We start from the raw sequence: 15,006 nt of genomic DNA on the forward strand, positions 1-15,006 counted from the left end.
GTTCCCGTCGGCGCCGCTGACGGGGCCCGGGTGGGATCATGCCGGAAAAGCGACGGGAAAGGGGCAGGGTGGTGCCCGGGAACAGGCTCGCCGAGGAGGCGTGGGAGTCGCTGGCCCGCGCGCAGGTGGCGCTGATGCGCCGCTTCCAGGAGGACTTCCGGGAGGCGGAGGTCTCCATGCGCGTCTACGACGTGCTCTTCACGCTGAAGCGGTGCCCGCGCGGCCGGGCGCGGCTGCGCGATCTCAACGACTCCATCCTGCTGACCCAGCCGAGCCTGAGCCGGCTGGTGGAGCGCATGGAGGAGCAGGGGCTGGTGGAGCGCGTCGCCGCCATCGACCGCTACGTCGGCGGCGCGCTCACAGCCGATGAGCTGCACACCCTGCGCATGCTCTCGGACAAGCTGCGCGCGGCGCAGGCCGGGCAGAGCGAATCGAGTGAATCTACGTCGTAAAGGTGATGACTTTGTCGACTTTATTCAATTGTGCGCAACTCAGTTGTGCTAAATTCAATCCCGACCGAGGAGGTGCATCGGCGCCATGCCCCAGCGTCCCGCAGCAGAGCTGCTCTCGCTGGACAACCAGCTCTGCTTCGCCGTCTACGCGGCGTCGCGCGCGCTGACCGGGCTCTACCGCGAGCTGCTCGCCGAGCTCGGCCTCACCTACCCGCAGTATTTGGTGATGCTGGTGCTGTGGGAGCACGAGGAGGTGTCGGTGAAGGAGCTGGGAGCCGCGCTGCGGCTGGACTCGGGCACCCTGTCTCCGCTGCTGCGCAGGCTCGAAGGCGCGGGTCTGGTGCGGCGCCGGCGCGCCGGCGAGGACGAGCGCGTCGTCCGCGTCGCCCTGACCGGGGCCGGCGCCGCGCTGCGCGAGCGCGCGGTCGAGGTCCCCGAGTGCGTGCTGCGCGCGGTGGACCTGCCCGATGCGCGCGTGACGGAGCTGCGCGACCTGCTCGGTCATCTCACCGAAACGGTCGGCGCGGCGGCGCGGGAGCTCCACGAGGGAGCCGGGCAGGCGCCGTCGGCCGACCCCCGCACGATCCCCGAAGAGAGAGGCTGACCATGAAGGTTGTCTACACCGCCGAAGGCACCGTCGAGGGCGAGGGCCGCCAGGGCAAGGGCCGCTCCGACGACGGCCGCCTCAACGTCGACCTGTCGGTGCCCAAGGGCATGGGCGGCGACGACGGGCCGGGCACCAACCCCGAGCAGCTCTTCGCCGTGGGCTACGCCGCCTGCTTCCACGGCGCGCTCAAGGGCGCGGCCCGCCAGGACAAGGTCGAGCTCACCGGCACCTCGGTGACCGCGCGGGTCGACATCGGCAAGGGCGACGACGGTTTCGGCCTGGCCGTCACCCTCGACGTCACGGTCCCGGGCCTGGACCGGGCCGCGGCGGAGGGCCTGGTCGCCAAGGCCCACCGCAACTGCCCCTACTCCAAGGCCACCCGAGGCAACATCGAGGTCACCCTCAACACGGTCACCGACTAAAGGGCCGCGCCCGAGCGCGCACCGGCCCCGGCCGCATCCCCCGTGCGGCCGGGGCCGTCGGCTTTCGCGACCGAAAAGGGGTCCGCGCGCCCCGCCGACCGCGCTACCGCGGTCACACGGCCGCGCCGATGTGCCTCAGGCCGGCACCGGCTCCTCGCGGGCGGGGTCGACGACGCCGCCGGGGCGGGTGCGCGAGCGGCTCAGCGCCATCGCGGTGACCGCGGCCAGTACCACCGCCGCGCCCGCCCACTGGCTCCAGGTCAGGCCCGCGCCCATGACGGTGACGCCGACCAGCGCCGAGACCAGCGGGAAGGACAGCTCGGCCAGGGTGGCGCGGCTGGCCGCGGTGCGGCCGAGCCCCCAGTAGTACAGGGCCAAGGCCAGCAGGCCGGGGACGAGCGCCAGCGCCACCAGCAGCGGGACGTGGCCGGCGCCGATGGCCAGCGGCGCCCCGGAGCTCACCGCGAGCACCAGGGCGACCGGCAGCGCGATGGTGAAGCGCAACGCGGTGACGTGCATGAACGACAGCCGGATGCCGACCAGGCGGCCCAGTACGGTGCCGGCGGCCCACAGCAGGGCCGCGCCGACGGCCAGCCCGGCGGCCTGGGCGTCGTGCACGCTGACGGCGAAGGGGTCGGGGAAGGCCAGCGCCCACGCCCCGGCCAGCGCGGGCAGCGCGTACCAGGCGAAGCGCGGGGTGAGGCGTTCGCCGAGCAGGACCAGCGCCAGCACGATCGCGAAGACCGGCTGCAGCTTCTGCAGGACCTGCGGCGTGACCGGGTCGCCCACGGTGAAGGCCGCGGTGAACAGCGTTGTGGCCAGCGCCGAGGAGCCGCCGCCGATGACGACCATCGCGACCTGCACCCGCACGCCGGCCGAGGCCAGGGCCTTGAGCGCCGGCCAGATCCACGGCGACAGGCACGCCACGATCACCAGGTGCTCGAAGACGACGATGGTGGGGGCGGGCAGGTCCCGCGCCAGGGGTTCGCGCATGAGCGCCGATGTCCCCCACAGGCCGGCCGCCAGCGCCACCGCCCACATGCGGTCCCCGCGCCGCGCCTCACCCACGGTCCACGTCCTGCCGGCCCGTCCGCATCGCCATGGGGCGCCTTTCCACTGTCGGGGGAGTCGGTCCGCACGGACTCAACACCGCGGCCGACCCGCGCATTCCCACTGGTTCTTCCCGCGTCCGCTGGAGGCGCTCGGTGGACGTCTCCCCGCTAGGGGGGGAACGGCCAGCGTGGAGCGGCGGTCCTCCGGATGGGGAGCCTTCCTGACGTGCGAGGAGTGGGTCTGCTCCGACATGGCCGGGCTCATGGCACAACCGCCGGCACAGCCGCACTGGCCGTCGGTGAATGCGACTCCTGCTCGTGAGCCGCAGGGTACGGGGAGACTCGCCGCGGCCGGCGTGAGCACGGTCTCGGTGACCGCGGTGAGTGCCGACCTCATTCAACGGCCGGCGGCCGGCACCCGAGAGGTGCCGGCCGCCGCCGGTCGCGCCAGGCCCGGAAGGGGCTTTTCAGGCCGCGCTCTGGTGCTCGGTCAGCAGCAGCTCATCGAGCATGTCCTGCAGGGTGACCAGTCCCAGCAGGCCGCCCCTGTCCTCCACCAGGGCCAGGTGGCTGCGGCTCTCGCGCATGATGCTCAGGGCCGCGTAGATGGGCGTGACCGCCTCCAGGGTCAGCACCGGCCGCATCAGGTCGGCGGCGGTGGTGCCGGGGTCGCTGGTCAACGCGTCGCGCACGTGCAGCACGCCCAGCGGCTGCTCGGCGTCGCGCACGACCAGGCGCAGGTGCCCGGTCTCGCGCGAGACCCGCTTGATCTCCTCCAGCGAGGCGTCGGCGCCGACGCCGGCCAGGTCCTCCCTGGGGGTGATGATCTCGCGCAGCGGGCGGGAGTTGACCTCCAGCGCCGTGGCGAGCTGGTCGCGCCGCTCCTCGTCGAGCGCACCGGCCTTGGCGGAGTGGTCCACCAGCTGGCGCAGGTCGTCGGGGTTGTGCCCGGAGGAGACCTCGTCGACGGCCTCCACGCCGATCCGGTGCAGGCACCAGTTGGCCATCCCGTTCAGCGCCACCAGCACCGGGCGGGTCAGCCACATCCAGGCCCGCATCGGCACCGCCAGCAGTGTCGCCGACTTCTCCGGGTGCGAGATCGCCCAGGACTTCGGCGCCATCTCGCCGACGACCAGGTGCAGGAAGGTCACCACCACGAGGGAGACGACGAAGGAGATCGGGTAGGCCAGGGCCTCGGGCAGCCAGCCGTGGAACAGCGGCTCCAGCAGGTGGTGCACCGCCGGCTTGGTGATGGCGCCCAGCGCCAGCGTGCACAGCGTGATACCGAGCTGGGAGCCGGCCAGCAGCAGCGACAGGTCGCGGGCGCTCTTGAGCGCCGCGCGCGCCGAGACGCTGCTCTCCGCGGCCTCCTCCAGCCGGTAACGGCGCGCCGCCACCAGCGCGAACTCGATCGCGACGAAGAACGCGCTGAGCGCGATGATGCCGACGGAGATGGCCATCGCCAGCCACGGGTTCATGTCGCTCATGCGCGCACCTCCTTGTCGGTCTCGGCGCTCTCGTCGTCGGGGGAGGCCTCGGCGAGGCTGATCCGCACCGATTCGGGCACGTGCCGGTCGACGGCCTCCACGGTGACGGTGACGCTGCGGTCGGGTTCGCCGTCGTCGGCGCCGGGGTGGCGGGGCAGCTCCACGGTGATGGTGTCACCGGGTTCGGGCAGCCGGCGCAGCTCGTTGATGACCAGTCCGCCGATCGTCTCGTAGTCGCCCTCGGGCAGGTCGTGGCCGAGCAGGCGCTCGACCTCGTCGATGTGCTGGGCGCCGGGCAGCAGCCAGGAGCCGTCGTCGCCGACGCGCGCCTCGCCCTGGTCCTCGGGGTCGTGCTCGTCGGCGATCTCGCCCACGAGCTCCTCGGCGATGTCCTCCATGGTGATGACGCCGGCGAGGCCGCCGTACTCGTCGACCACGCAGGCGAACTCCTCGCCGTTCTCGCGCAACTGCTCCAGCACGACGGGCAGCGGCAGCGAGGTGGGCACCATCACGGCCTCGCGCACCACGTCCTTGACCAGCACCTCCTGCAGGTCCTGCTCGCCCAGTTCCAAGACGTCGCGCAGGCAGATCACGCCGATGATGTCGTCGAGCCCCGCGCCCAGGACCGGGAAGCGGGAGTGGCCCGAGGCCATCAGCTCCACGACCCGGGTGACCGGCTCGTCGGCGCTGACGGAGCTGACCTGGGGCCGGGGGATCATGGCGTGCTCGGCGGTGGAGTCGTGGAAGTCCAGGGTGCGCTCCAGCAGCGTGGACAGCTCCGCGGGCAGGTCGCCGCTCTCCCTGGACTCCTCCACGATCCGTTCCAGGTCGCGCGGTGTGGCGGCGTGCTGGACGTCCTCGACCGGTTCGATCCGCACGGCCTTGAGCAGCAGGATCGCGGCCTGGTCGAACAGCCAGATCATCCAGCCGAAGACCTTGAGGTAGATCCCGGTGGACAGGGCCAGCCAGCGGGCGACCGGTTCGGGGCGGGCGATGGCGAGGTTCTTGGGGAACAGCTCGCCGAACACCATCTGCACGATGGTGGAGAACAGCAGCGCCAGCACGGTTCCGGTCGCGATGCCGACGCCCAGGGGGACGCCGACGCCGCCGAGGAGCTCGCCGACGCCGGCGCCGATCATCGGTTCGGCGACGTAGCCGACGAGGAGTCCGGTGACGGTGATGCCGAGCTGTGCGCCGGAGAGCATGAAGGAGGTCCGGCCGGTGATGTCGAGGGCCCGCTTGGCGCCGCTGTCACCGGCGGCGGCCCTGGCCTTCAGGCGGGAGCGGTCGACCGCCATGTAGCCGAACTCCTGGGCGACGAAGTAGCCCGTCGCGGCGGTGATCAGCAGGACCACCAGTGCTCCGAGGAGGATGTTGAGGACGATGCTCATGACGCGCGCACCGCCTCGGAGCGGATGGTCTCGGTGCGTGCGCTAGGTGGTGAAGGAGGTTCGTCGGATTCGGAGGAGCAACGTCCGGCCAGGACGTTGCCGCTACTTCGGGACGGGTCCAATGGTCCTCTCTCAAATCGTCGGGTGTAGGTGAATACGGTCATTGGGGTTGAGAAGTTCCCGAGGGCCCCTGCTTGAATCATGGGAGCGGGCCAAGTTTCCTGCAAGCCCCCCGGGGAGCCCGCTGCGTCGCCGCTGCGCTGCGGCGGGGCGGGTGCGCCGAAAGGCGGCCCCCGCGGGCCGGATCGGGCCGGGCTGCGGGGCCCTCGCGGGCGGGGCCGCTTCAGTTCATGACTTCGGCGCCGGCCGCGTCGGTGGCGGCGGCCCGGTCAGGGTCCTGCCATTCGCGGCGGCGGGTCTCGGCGATGGCGATCGCGGTGGCGACGGCGACGTTGAGCGAGCCGACGCGGCCGATCTGCGGGATGTAGGCGAGGGCGTCGGCCTCGGCGAGCAGGGCGGGGGAGCAGCCGTGGTCCTCGGCGCCCACGGCGAGGCAGACGTCGCCCTCCAGGGGCGCCTCGTGCAGGGGGACGGCGTCGCGGGCGAGTTCGACGGCCACGACGCGGAACCCCTCGGCGCGGGCCGCCCGGGCGGCCTCGGCGCTGCCGCGCAGCCTCTCCCAGTGCAGCTTGGCCTCGGAGCCCAGGGCGGTCTTGCCGACCTGGGGGTGGGTGGGGTCGATGGCGTTGCCGGTGAGCCAGAGGGCCTCGACCCCGAAGGCGGCGCCGCTGCGCAGGATGGAGCCCAGGTTGAACGGCTGGGTGACGGATTCGACGATGAGGGCGATGCGGCCCTCGGTGCGCCTGCGCCACTGGCGGTTGAGTCGTTTGACGTCGGTGGGGCGCAGCTGCGTGCTCACCTGGTGTGCGTTCCTCAAATCTGGACTCGTGCGACGGATGCCGGGAACCAGGATACCGGCACGTCAACCGCCGTGTGTAGGGGAGCGGTCCGGGTCAGTCGGCCCGGGTGGCGCGCAGGATCCGGTAGCCGGCCCGGGAGGCGACGCGCTCGGTGGGGTGGCCGGTCTGCTCCAGCCAGCGCTGGAGGGAGTCGGCGCCGAGGTTCTTCTGCACGACGAGGTGGGCGGCGCCGGCGGGGGAGAGGCGGCCCAGCCAGGTGCGCAGCAGGCCGTGCAGGACGGTTTTGCCGACGCGGACGGGCGGGTTGGACCAGATGGCGTCGAAGGGGCCGGCCAGGGTGGGCGCGGCGTCGTCCGCGGTGCCGGGGGCCGGGGCGCCGTCCTCCCCGATCAAGCAGAACCTTACGTTGTCAAGGTGGTTGCTCTCTGCGTTGTTCACCGCCAGGGAGAGCGCCCGGGCGTTGACGTCGACGCCCAGCACCGAGGCGCGCGGAGCGCGCGCGGCCATGGCCAGGGCGATGGGGCCGTAGCCGCACCCGACGTCGAGCAGCCGGCCCTGCTGCGGCGGGGCCGGCACGCTCTCCAGCAGGACGCGGGTGCCCAGGTCGACCTTGTCGGGGGAGAAGACGCCCCGGTCGGTGCCCAGGCGCAGGTGCAGGTCGGGCAGGACGAGGTCGACGGTCGCCGGCCGGCTGTGCGCGTCGGGGTCGGGGTTGAAGTAGTGCTGCGTCACGCGGTGACGCTACCAGGGGCGCCGGCTGGGCCCGCGGCCACCGCCGCGACCTGCGCTGATCGCCTGCGGTGCGGCGGCTTTGGGCGGTGGCGCGCGGGCGAGTCGGTCGGCCGGTCTCGGCTACAGACCGGCTGGTCGGTACTGTGGTGCCCCCGAAGGTGAATTCAACGTGGGTGAAGGAGAGTTCCGTGGGACGTTTCGACGGGAAGGTCGCCATCGTCACGGGCGCCAGCCGCGGGATCGGGCTGGCGGCGGCCCAGCGCATCGTGGACGAGGGCGGCAAGGTCGTCATCACCGCGCGCAAGCCCGAGCCGCTGGACAAGGCCGTCGCCGAACTGGGCGGCCCGGCCGACGCGCTGGGGATCGCGGGCAAGGCCCACGACGCCGAGCACCGCGCCGACGTGATCGAGCGGACCCTCGCCACGTTCGGCCGCATCGACGTGCTGGTCAACAACACCGGCACCAACCCGATCTTCGACGCCGTCGTCAACGTGGAGCCGGCCGCCATGGCCAAGATCTTCGAGATCAACGTGATCGCGGCGGCCTCCTGGGTCAGCGCGGCCTACCACGCCTGGATGAAGGACAACGGCGGCTCGGTGGTCAACGTGGCCTCCCTGGCCGGCCAGCACCCCTCCCCGGGGATCGGGATCTACGGCGCGAGCAAGGCCGCGCTGATCAACCTGACCTACCAGCTCGCCTATGAGCTCGCGCCCGGCATCCGGGTCAACGCGGTGGCGCCCGCGGTGGTCAAGACGCGGTTCGCGACCGCCCTGTACGCCGACAACGAAGAGGAGGTGGCCTCGGGCTACCCGCTGGGCCGCCTCGGTGCGCCCGAGGACATCGCCGCGGCGATCGCCTACCTCGCCTCCGAGGACGCGGCGTGGGTGACGGGCCAGGTGCACACCCTGGACGGCGGCCGCACCCTGAGCGCCGGCGTGGAGTAGCCGGGAAGCGCCCCGCGCGCCCGGGGTCCGGGCGCGCGGGGCGGGGGCATTGCGATCGGCGGGGTCTGGGCGCAGGATGGGGATGTCGGCGTTATCGGGGGGTGAGTGCCGATGAAGGCGCAGGTGGGAGACCGATTGGTGGTCGAAGGCGCCCGCGATGACACCCATCGCAGGACCGGAGTGGTCGTCGCCGTGCGGGGCAGCGACGGGGATCCGCCCTACCAGGTGCGCTGGGAGGACGGCCCTGACGGCCACGAGGTGCTGGTCTATCCGGGGCCGGACGCCCACATCGAGCACGGGTGAGACCGTGCGGGTTCGTCGTGATCGATGGCCGCGGGCGCGCCGTCGCGGCGGGGCCGGCGGCCGCGGGGGAGGGTGAGTCTGGTGCACACCACGAAGCGGTGGAACGTGGACATCCTGGTGTCGGAGGAGACCGAGGGCGACACCGCCCGGACCTGGGCCGAGGCGGGCCTGGCTTCGGGGGACGGGTCGAACCTGCGCGGCCACGGGATGGCGCGCAAGCACCCGGCCGACATGGACGTCCCCGAGATCGGGGAGGAGTTGGCGGTCTCGCGGGCGCTGTCGGACCTGGCGCGCCAGTTGCGGCAGGTGGCCGCCGAGGACATCTCCGACTCCGGCATCGGCGTGCCGCGGCAGGGCTGAGCCGGTCGCGGGGCGCCACAGGGGAGAGGGGGCGGCGCAGGCGCGCGGACCCCCGGGGGAAAGCGCGGCGCCGCCGACGGCGGCGGGCCTGCGGGCCGGGCCGTCGGCGGCGCCGCGCTCGCCGTTCGGAGGGAACTCCGATCTCCCTAAGATCTACGCTGTAAAGGTGGCCGGTATTCTCCAGAATCAGTAAAAGATCACAGAACGAACAGCAAAGCCAGCAGTCGGACACGCTCCGTGTCCGGGCGGGCGCGAAATGGTCGCCGGGCGCGGATTTCGGCCAGCTTCGGCCTTGCGCAACGGGTGAGTCGTTCACTCCGGCGTGATCCCAATGGGGCACACTCAGCGCCGTGACCTCCTCTTCCTCGAATTCCCCAGAACCTTCGACCCGGCCCGCGCGGGTCCTGGGCGTCGGCGACGCGGTCGTGCTCGGACTCGGTGCGATGATCGGCGCGGGAGTGTTCGCGGTGTTCGCTCCGGCCGCGCGGCTGGCGGGTGCGTGGCTGCCGCTGGCGCTGCTGATCGCCGCGGTGGTGGCCTACTGCAACGCGACGTCGTCGGCGCGGCTGGCGGCGCGCCACCCCGAGTCGGGCGGCACCTATGTCTATGGCAGCCGGCGGCTGGGTGAGGTGTGGGGCTACCTGGCCGGGTGGGCGTTCGTGGTGGGCAAGACCGCCTCGTGCGCGGTGATGGCGCTGACGTTCGCCGCCTACGTGTGGCCGGGGTACGAGCGGTGGCTGGCCGCTGCGGCGGTGGTGGTGCTGACCTGCGTGAACTACCGGGGTGTGCGCAAGTCGGTGTGGCTGACGCGGGTGCTGCTGGCCGGTGTGCTGGTGGCGCTGGCCGCGGTGGTGGTGGGGTCGCTGGCCGGGGGCGGCGCCGAGGCGTCGCGGCTGGCCGTGGCCGGTGAGTGGCACGGGTTGTCGAGGGTGCTGGCCGCGGCGGGGATGCTGTTCTTCGCTTTCGCGGGGTATGCGCGGATCGCGACGCTGGGCGGTGAGGTGCGCGACGCGCAGCGGGTGATTCCGCGGGCGGTGACGGTCGCGCTGGTGGTGGCGCTGGCGGTCTATCTGGCGGTGGGGGCGTCGGCGCTGGCGGTGCTGGGGCCGCGGGGGTTGGCCGACAGTTCGGCGCCGTTGGCCGACGCGGTGGCCGCGGGCCGGCTGTCGTGGCTGGTGCCGGTGGTGGCGGTGGGGGCCGCGCTGGCGAGCCTGGGGGCGCTGCTGTCGCTGATCCTGGGGGTGTCGCGGACGGTGTCGGCGATGGCGTGCGACGGCCATCTGCCGCGGGCGCTGGGGGCGGTGCATGCGCGGTTCGGTGTGCCGCATCGGGCGGAGGCCGCGGTGGGCGCGGTGGTGGTCGTGCTGGTGCTGACGGTGGATCTGCGGGGCGCGATCGGGTTCTCGGCGTTCGGGGTGCTGCTGTATTACGCGGTGGCCAATGCTTCGGCGCTGCGGTTGGGGCCCAGTGAGAACCGGCCGCCGTTGGCGGTGCCGGTGGTGGGCCTGGTGGGGTGTGTGGTGCTGGCGTTGTGCCTGCCGTTTGAGTCGGTGCTGTGGGGTGCTGCGGTGATCGCGGTGGGTGCGCTGGTGTGGCTGGTGCGGCGCTGGTGGGCGGTGCGGGGGTAGCCCGGGGCGCCGGGGGTGGTCAGCGCGTGGTGAGGGCGGTCAGGCCGCGGCGGGCGGTGGTCGAGAGTTTCAGGTGCGGCAGGTCTTGCGGGGTGAACCAGGCGGCGTCGACGGTGGAGCCGCCGGTTTCGGTGACGTGGGGATCGCCGGGGTGGGGGATGTGGGCGTGGAAGAACACCCACACGGCGTCGATGTCGGTGTTGTCGCTGTGGGGGCCGATCTGGCCGGTGCGGTGGTGGTGGGTGATGGTGACGAGGTCGCCGATTCCGCCGATCTGGCCGGTTTCCTCGACGAGTTCGCGTAGGAGGGCTTGGCGGGGGTTTTCGCCGTGGTCGACGCCGCCGCCGGGCAGGTGCCAGGAGTCGGCGCCGGGGAAGCCGGGGGCGATCTTGGTGAGCAGGATGCGTCCGGCGGGGTCGGTGACGATGCCGTAGGAGGCGAAGCGGTGTAGGCGGTGGCGGTGGTGGGCGGGTTCTTCGGTGCGCAGTTCGGCGGGGGTGGGGTGGGCGGGGAGGGCGAGGGCTTGGCTGCGGGGCAGGGCGTGGGGGTGTGGGGTGGGGGTTGGGGCGGTGTAGTAGACGCGGTCGATGTGCATGCTGAGGGTGCCGGTGGCGTCGTCGACGGTGGTGATCTCGGTGCGCGCGTCGGCGGGGGTGAGGGGGGTGTCGGGGGGGAGGCCTGCGGCGGTGCGTGCGGTGTGGGCGGGGTCGTCGCCGAAGTGGACGCGGCCGGCGGGCAGGGTCCAGGTGCCGTCGGTGGCTTTGGTGACGGCGATGCGGTCGGGGCCGGTGGCGGCGATGAGGTGGGCGGTGATCCGGCGCAGGGTGCGGATGGGTGGGCGGGTGGTCACAGGAGTCCTGCCGCGGTGGGGGCGGCCAGGCCGGGGAGTTCGTCGAGGCCGGTGATGGTGGTGATGTCGGTCTGGCCGCGGTGGTTGCCGTGGCGGTCGAGGAGGATGGGGCGCAGGCCGGCGGAGATGGCGCCGAGGGCGTCGGCACGGAGTTGGTCGCCGATGTGCCAGCAGCGGCGGGGGTCTGCGCCGAGTTGGCGGCAGGCGGTGTGGAAGATGCGGGGGTCGGGTTTGCCGGCGCCGGCGGTGTCGGCGCAGATGATGGTGGTGAAGTGGTGGGTGATGTCCATGGCGGCGAGTTTGTCGCGCTGGAGGGTTTCGATGCCGTTGGTGATGACGCCGAGGGGGATGCGGTGGGAGGCGAGTCGGGTGAGGGCCGGGGCGGCGTCGTGGAAGGAGTGCCAGGCTGCGCGGTGGGCGTCGAGGTAGCGGCGGTAGAGGTCGTCGCAGTGGTCGTCGCTGATCCAGGAGTGGCCGGCTTGGGTGGCCAGGGCGCGGACGCGTTCGCGGCGTTGTTCGGTGAGGGTGAGGCGCCCGGCGATGTAGGCGTTGAAGGAGATGTCGATTTGGACGTCCCAGAGGCGGCGGGCGGCTTGGAAGTCGGGGTGGCCGAGTCGTTCCATGAGTGCGCGCAGGCCGTTTGAGCTGGCGGCGTGGTCGTCGAGCAGGGTGTCGTCGAGGTCGAAGAAGATGGCCGCGGGCGCCTGGTGGTGTTCGGGCATGGTTCCTTGGTTTTTTCCGTGGTCGGGGTGTGCGGGGCAAACGGATCCACGGTAGCGGGCCTGGGTGTGGGCGCGGGCGTCGGCCCTGGGCATTGGCCGGGGCGGGCGGGGCGGGTGTTGTCCGCGGGGGCGCCGTTGTCAGGGCAGGCGTTGGAACCAGATGAGGGAGGCGGTGGCGGTGGCGGCGGCGAGGAGGAGTGCGATGCCGACGAAGTGGGCGACGACTTCTTCGTGGATGGTTTCGGTGCCCAGGGAGGAGCCGATGTCGTTGTAGACGTCGGCGAGTTCGGATTCGGATTCGGCTTCGTAGAAGTGGCCGCCGGTGTCGGTGGCGAGGTTTTCGAGGGCGTCTTTGTCGATGTTGGCTTCGACGTATTGGCCGTTGATCTCGATGATGGAGGCGCCGGTGCCGAAGGCGATGGTGGAGATGGGGACTTCGGCGTCGGTGGCGGCGTCGGCGGCGGAGGAGACGGGGCGGCCGCTGGTGTTTTCGCCGTCGGAGAGCAGGACGACGGCGGCGGGGGGCGGGTCGGTGTCGGCTTCGTCGTCGAAGGATTGGATGCTTTGCAGGGAGGCGAAGACGCCTTCGCCGATGGCGGTGCCGGGGGCGATCTGGAGGTTTTCGACGGAGTCGGCGACGGCTTGGTGGTCGTGGGTGGGGGAGGAGATGACGGCGGCGGTGGAGGAGAAGGCGACGAGGCCGACGTTGAAGCGGTCGGGCAGGGTGTCGACGAAGCCTTGTGCGGATTCTTTGGCTGCGCTGAGCCGGTCGGGGCGTACGTCGGTGGCTGCCATGGAGGGGGAGACGTCGACGGCGACGATGATGGTGGCGCGTTCGCGGGGGACCTGTACGGGCATGGCGGGGCGGGCGAAGGCCAGGATGAGGGTGGCGATGGTGGCCAGGAACAGGGCTGCGGCGATGTGGCGGCGCCAGCCGGGGCGCCTGGGTGCGATCTGGTCGAGGAGGGCGAGGTTGGTGAAGCGCAGGGTGTAGTGGGTGCGGTGGTTCTGGAGGATGACGTAGACGACGATGAGGGCGAGGAACGGCAGTAGTAGCCACAGGCGGCCTGCGGACAGGAATGTCACGCTGTGTCTCCTTTGTTCTTCGCCGGCGTCATCTGGGGACCGCGGGTGTGTGGCGGGCCAGGCGGTGGGCGGTGCGGCGTTGTTGGACCACGAAGCGGGCCACGTCGATGATCCAGTCGCGGTCGGTGCGCAGTGTCAGGTGTGGTACGCCGCAGCGGCGTAGAGCGGTGCGGATGGCGTGGCGCTGGGCTGCGGCGGCTTGGGCGTAGCGCTGCCGTAGTTGCGCTGTCATGTGGACTTCGCGGGTGCGCCCTGTCTCCGGATCGGACATCGTGACCAATCCTATGTTGGGCAGGTCGAGTTCGCGGGGGTCCACGATTTCGACGGCGAGGGTCTGGTGGCGGTTGGCGAGTTGGCGCAGGGGGCGCTGCCAGGCGGGGGTGGTGTCGGGGGCGGCGGGGGTGTCGAGGAAGTCGGAGATGACGACGCGCAGGCCGCGGCGGGGGCGGGTGCGGGCGAGGTCGGTGAGGGCTTGGGGCAGGTCGTGGGGGCCTGCGGGGGTTTGGGCGGGGGTGCGGGGGGCGGCTGCGGCGGTGGACAGCAGCGCCAGGAGGGCGTTTTTGCCGGAGCGGGCGGGCCAGCGGCGGATGTGGCCGCGGTGCAGGAAGTGGGCGCCGAAGCGGTCGCCGATGTGTTGGGTGAGGACGTTGACGGCGGCCAGGGCGCCGATGGCGACGTCGCGTTTTTCGGTGGCGGCGGTGCCGAAGTCCATGCTGGCGGAGAGGTCGAGCAGGGTCCAGCTTTCGAGTTCGCGGTCGGCGACGAGGTCGCGTACGTGGGGTGTGGTGGTGCGGGCGGTGACCGACCAGTCCATGTGGCGCACGTCGTCTTCGCCGGGCTGGTAGAGGCGGGCTTCGGCGGGTTCGCTGCCGGGGCCCGGGCGCAGGCCGAGGTGTTCGCCGTGCAGGAGGCCTTCGAGGCGGCGTACGACGCGCAGGTCCAGGCGGCGCAGTGCGGCGTGGCTGCGCGGGTCGATGGGTGCGGGGCGCCGGTTCATGTGCGCAGGGCGGCCGGGGCGGGTTCGGAGCCGGGGGGTTCGTCCCAGATGACGCGGGGTGGCGGGACGGTGGCCAGGACGCGGTCGATGACCTGGGTGGTGGTGATGCCGTCGGCGAGGGCGTCGAAGGTGAGGACGAGGCGGTGGGCCATGATGTCGCGGGCCAGGAGGCGGATGTCTTCGGGGAGGACGTAGTCGCGGCCGCGGATGAGGGCGAGGGCGCGGGCGGCGGCGACGAGGCCGAGGGTGGCGCGGGGGCTGGCGCCGATCTCCAGGATGGTGCGCAGGTCGCCCAGCCCGTAGGCCTGGGGTTCGCGGGTGGCCATGACCAGGCGTACGACGTAGTCGGCGATGAGTTGGTGGACTTGGACGGTTTCGGCTTCGGTTTGGAGTTCTTTGAGGGTGGTGGGGTCGAGGATCTGGTGGGGCTGGGGTGGGCGGGTGCTCATGCGCCGCAGGATTTCGAGTTCTTCGTGGGCGCGGGGGTGGGGGACGGGGACCTTCATCAGGAACCGGTCGCGTTGGGCTTCGGGCAGCGGGTAGACGCCTTCGGATTCGACGGGGTTCTGGGTGGCGATGACGATGAAGGGGTCGGGCAGGGGGTGGGTGGTGCCGCCCAGTGAGACCTGTTTTTCGGCCATGACCTCCAGGAGTGAGGACTGGACCTTGGCGGGGGCGCGGTTGATCTCGTCGGCGAGGACGAAGTTGGCGAAGACGGGGCCGAGTTCGACGTCGAACTGTTCGGTGGAGGGGTGGTAGATGCGGGTGCCGACGATGTCGGAGGGGACGAGGTCGGGGGTGAACTGGATGCGGTTGAAGGTTCCGCCGGCGACGGTGGCCAGTGTGGACACGGCGAGGGTCTTGGCGACGCCGGGGACGCCTTCGAGGAGGCAGTGGCCTTTGGCGACGAGGGCGACGAGGGTGCGTTCGACCATCTGGTCCTGGCCGACGATGACGGTGGAGACCTCGTGCAGGGCCGCGCGCAGCAGGCGGGTGGCGTCCGCGGCGTCGCCGGTTTCGCGGTGTGCGTCGGGATCGGCCATCGGGTGTGTC

At 72.1% G+C, this 15,006-nt stretch carries 17 protein-coding genes; 7 read left to right on the plus strand and 10 right to left on the minus strand.

The window, feature by feature from the left end:
- Positions 1-71: 71 nt before the first annotated feature.
- From HDA32_RS12235 to HDA32_RS12245, 3 genes are all read left to right on the plus strand, one after another.
- Positions 72-452 (plus strand): MarR family winged helix-turn-helix transcriptional regulator, encoded by a 381-nt coding sequence (locus HDA32_RS12235; RefSeq protein ID WP_312863151.1) that lies wholly within the window; start codon positions 72-74, stop codon positions 450-452.
- 85 nt (positions 453-537) lie between these two features.
- Complete coding sequence (locus HDA32_RS12240; RefSeq protein WP_179643307.1) at positions 538-1,056, plus strand: MarR family winged helix-turn-helix transcriptional regulator; 519 nt, start codon at positions 538-540, stop codon at positions 1,054-1,056.
- Between the two features lie 2 nt (positions 1,057-1,058).
- Positions 1,059-1,481: an organic hydroperoxide resistance protein gene (locus HDA32_RS12245; RefSeq protein ID WP_179643308.1), complete on the plus strand. Its 423-nt coding sequence runs from the start codon at positions 1,059-1,061 to the stop codon at positions 1,479-1,481.
- Positions 1,482-1,616: 135 nt separating this feature from the next.
- Here HDA32_RS12245 and HDA32_RS12250 read toward each other — a convergent pair whose 3' ends face one another.
- From HDA32_RS12250 to HDA32_RS12270, 5 genes are all read right to left on the minus strand, one after another.
- Positions 1,617-2,549, minus strand: coding sequence for a DMT family transporter (locus HDA32_RS12250; protein WP_312863152.1), 933 nt, complete (start codon positions 2,547-2,549; stop codon positions 1,617-1,619).
- 451 nt (positions 2,550-3,000) lie between these two features.
- On the minus strand, positions 3,001-4,020 hold the full coding sequence (locus HDA32_RS12255; RefSeq protein WP_179643309.1) for a hemolysin family protein: 1,020 nt from the start codon (positions 4,018-4,020) through the stop codon (positions 3,001-3,003).
- Entirely contained in the window at positions 4,017-5,411 is a 1,395-nt protein-coding gene (locus HDA32_RS12260; RefSeq protein ID WP_179643310.1) for a hemolysin family protein, read from the minus strand. Before HDA32_RS12260 ends, HDA32_RS12255 begins: the two co-directional genes overlap by 4 nt.
- Positions 5,412-5,754: 343 nt before the next feature.
- Positions 5,755-6,330, minus strand: a complete 576-nt coding sequence (locus HDA32_RS12265; RefSeq protein WP_179643311.1) for a TrmH family RNA methyltransferase — start codon at positions 6,328-6,330, stop codon at positions 5,755-5,757.
- Between the two features lie 94 nt (positions 6,331-6,424).
- A complete protein-coding gene (locus HDA32_RS12270; RefSeq protein WP_179643312.1) occupies positions 6,425-7,063 on the minus strand; it encodes a class I SAM-dependent methyltransferase in 639 nt (212 codons plus the stop codon).
- Between the two features lie 188 nt (positions 7,064-7,251).
- On the opposite strand from HDA32_RS12270, the gene HDA32_RS12275 reads away from it, so the two are divergent.
- The 4 genes from HDA32_RS12275 (at position 7,252) to HDA32_RS12290 (ending at position 10,298) form a co-directional block, all read left to right on the plus strand.
- Entirely contained in the window at positions 7,252-8,007 is a 756-nt protein-coding gene (locus tag HDA32_RS12275) for an SDR family oxidoreductase (protein ID WP_179643313.1), read from the plus strand.
- A gap of 123 nt (positions 8,008-8,130) precedes the next feature.
- Positions 8,131-8,310 (plus strand): DUF1918 domain-containing protein, encoded by a 180-nt coding sequence (locus HDA32_RS12280; RefSeq protein WP_312863153.1) that lies wholly within the window; start codon positions 8,131-8,133, stop codon positions 8,308-8,310.
- A gap of 81 nt (positions 8,311-8,391) precedes the next feature.
- Positions 8,392-8,670 carry a DUF1876 domain-containing protein gene (locus tag HDA32_RS12285; RefSeq protein ID WP_179643315.1) on the plus strand — a complete coding sequence of 93 codons (279 nt, stop codon included), beginning with the start codon at positions 8,392-8,394 and terminating at the stop codon, positions 8,668-8,670.
- Between the two features lie 350 nt (positions 8,671-9,020).
- A complete protein-coding gene (locus tag HDA32_RS12290; protein WP_179643316.1) occupies positions 9,021-10,298 on the plus strand; it encodes an APC family permease in 1,278 nt (425 codons plus the stop codon).
- A gap of 19 nt (positions 10,299-10,317) precedes the next feature.
- On the opposite strand, the gene HDA32_RS12295 is transcribed toward HDA32_RS12290, so the two are convergent.
- The 5 genes from HDA32_RS12295 to HDA32_RS12315 form a co-directional block, all read right to left on the minus strand.
- A complete protein-coding gene (locus HDA32_RS12295) occupies positions 10,318-11,148 on the minus strand; it encodes an NUDIX hydrolase (protein ID WP_312863154.1) in 831 nt (276 codons plus the stop codon).
- Positions 11,145-11,870 (minus strand): HAD family hydrolase, encoded by a 726-nt coding sequence (locus tag HDA32_RS12300; RefSeq protein ID WP_179643317.1) that lies wholly within the window; start codon positions 11,868-11,870, stop codon positions 11,145-11,147. The genes HDA32_RS12295 and HDA32_RS12300 overlap by 4 nt, the downstream gene beginning before the upstream one ends.
- Positions 11,871-12,008: 138 nt before the next feature.
- Positions 12,009-12,956, minus strand: a complete 948-nt coding sequence (locus HDA32_RS12305; RefSeq protein ID WP_179643318.1) for a VWA domain-containing protein — start codon at positions 12,954-12,956, stop codon at positions 12,009-12,011.
- 28 nt (positions 12,957-12,984) lie between these two features.
- Entirely contained in the window at positions 12,985-13,953 is a 969-nt protein-coding gene (locus HDA32_RS12310; RefSeq protein WP_179643319.1) for a DUF58 domain-containing protein, read from the minus strand.
- Positions 13,950-14,996, minus strand: coding sequence for an AAA family ATPase (locus HDA32_RS12315; protein WP_179643320.1), 1,047 nt, complete (start codon positions 14,994-14,996; stop codon positions 13,950-13,952). Before HDA32_RS12315 ends, HDA32_RS12310 begins: the two co-directional genes overlap by 4 nt.
- Positions 14,997-15,006: the final 10 nt, after the last annotated feature.

It is taken from the genome of Spinactinospora alkalitolerans, assembly GCF_013408795.1.
Taxonomy (GTDB): Bacteria; Actinomycetota; Actinomycetes; order Streptosporangiales; family Streptosporangiaceae; genus Spinactinospora; species Spinactinospora alkalitolerans.

What these genes read in the sequence shown, in the direction of transcription:
- HDA32_RS12240 (WP_179643307.1), top strand. Translation starts at nt 538, where the DNA reads ATGCCCCAGCGTCCCGCAGCAGAGCTGCTCTCGCTGGACAACCAGCTC.
- HDA32_RS12245 (WP_179643308.1), top strand. Translation starts at nt 1,059, where the DNA reads ATGAAGGTTGTCTACACCGCCGAAGGCACCGTCGAGGGCGAGGGCCGC.
- HDA32_RS12255 (WP_179643309.1), bottom strand. Translation starts at nt 4,020, where the DNA reads ATGAGCGACATGAACCCGTGGCTGGCGATGGCCATCTCCGTCGGCATC.
- HDA32_RS12260 (WP_179643310.1), bottom strand. Translation starts at nt 5,411, where the DNA reads ATGAGCATCGTCCTCAACATCCTCCTCGGAGCACTGGTGGTCCTGCTG.
- HDA32_RS12300 (WP_179643317.1), bottom strand. Translation starts at nt 11,870, where the DNA reads ATGCCCGAACACCACCAGGCGCCCGCGGCCATCTTCTTCGACCTCGAC.
- HDA32_RS12310 (WP_179643319.1), bottom strand. Translation starts at nt 13,953, where the DNA reads ATGAACCGGCGCCCCGCACCCATCGACCCGCGCAGCCACGCCGCACTG.
- HDA32_RS12315 (WP_179643320.1), bottom strand. Translation starts at nt 14,996, where the DNA reads ATGGCCGATCCCGACGCACACCGCGAAACCGGCGACGCCGCGGACGCC.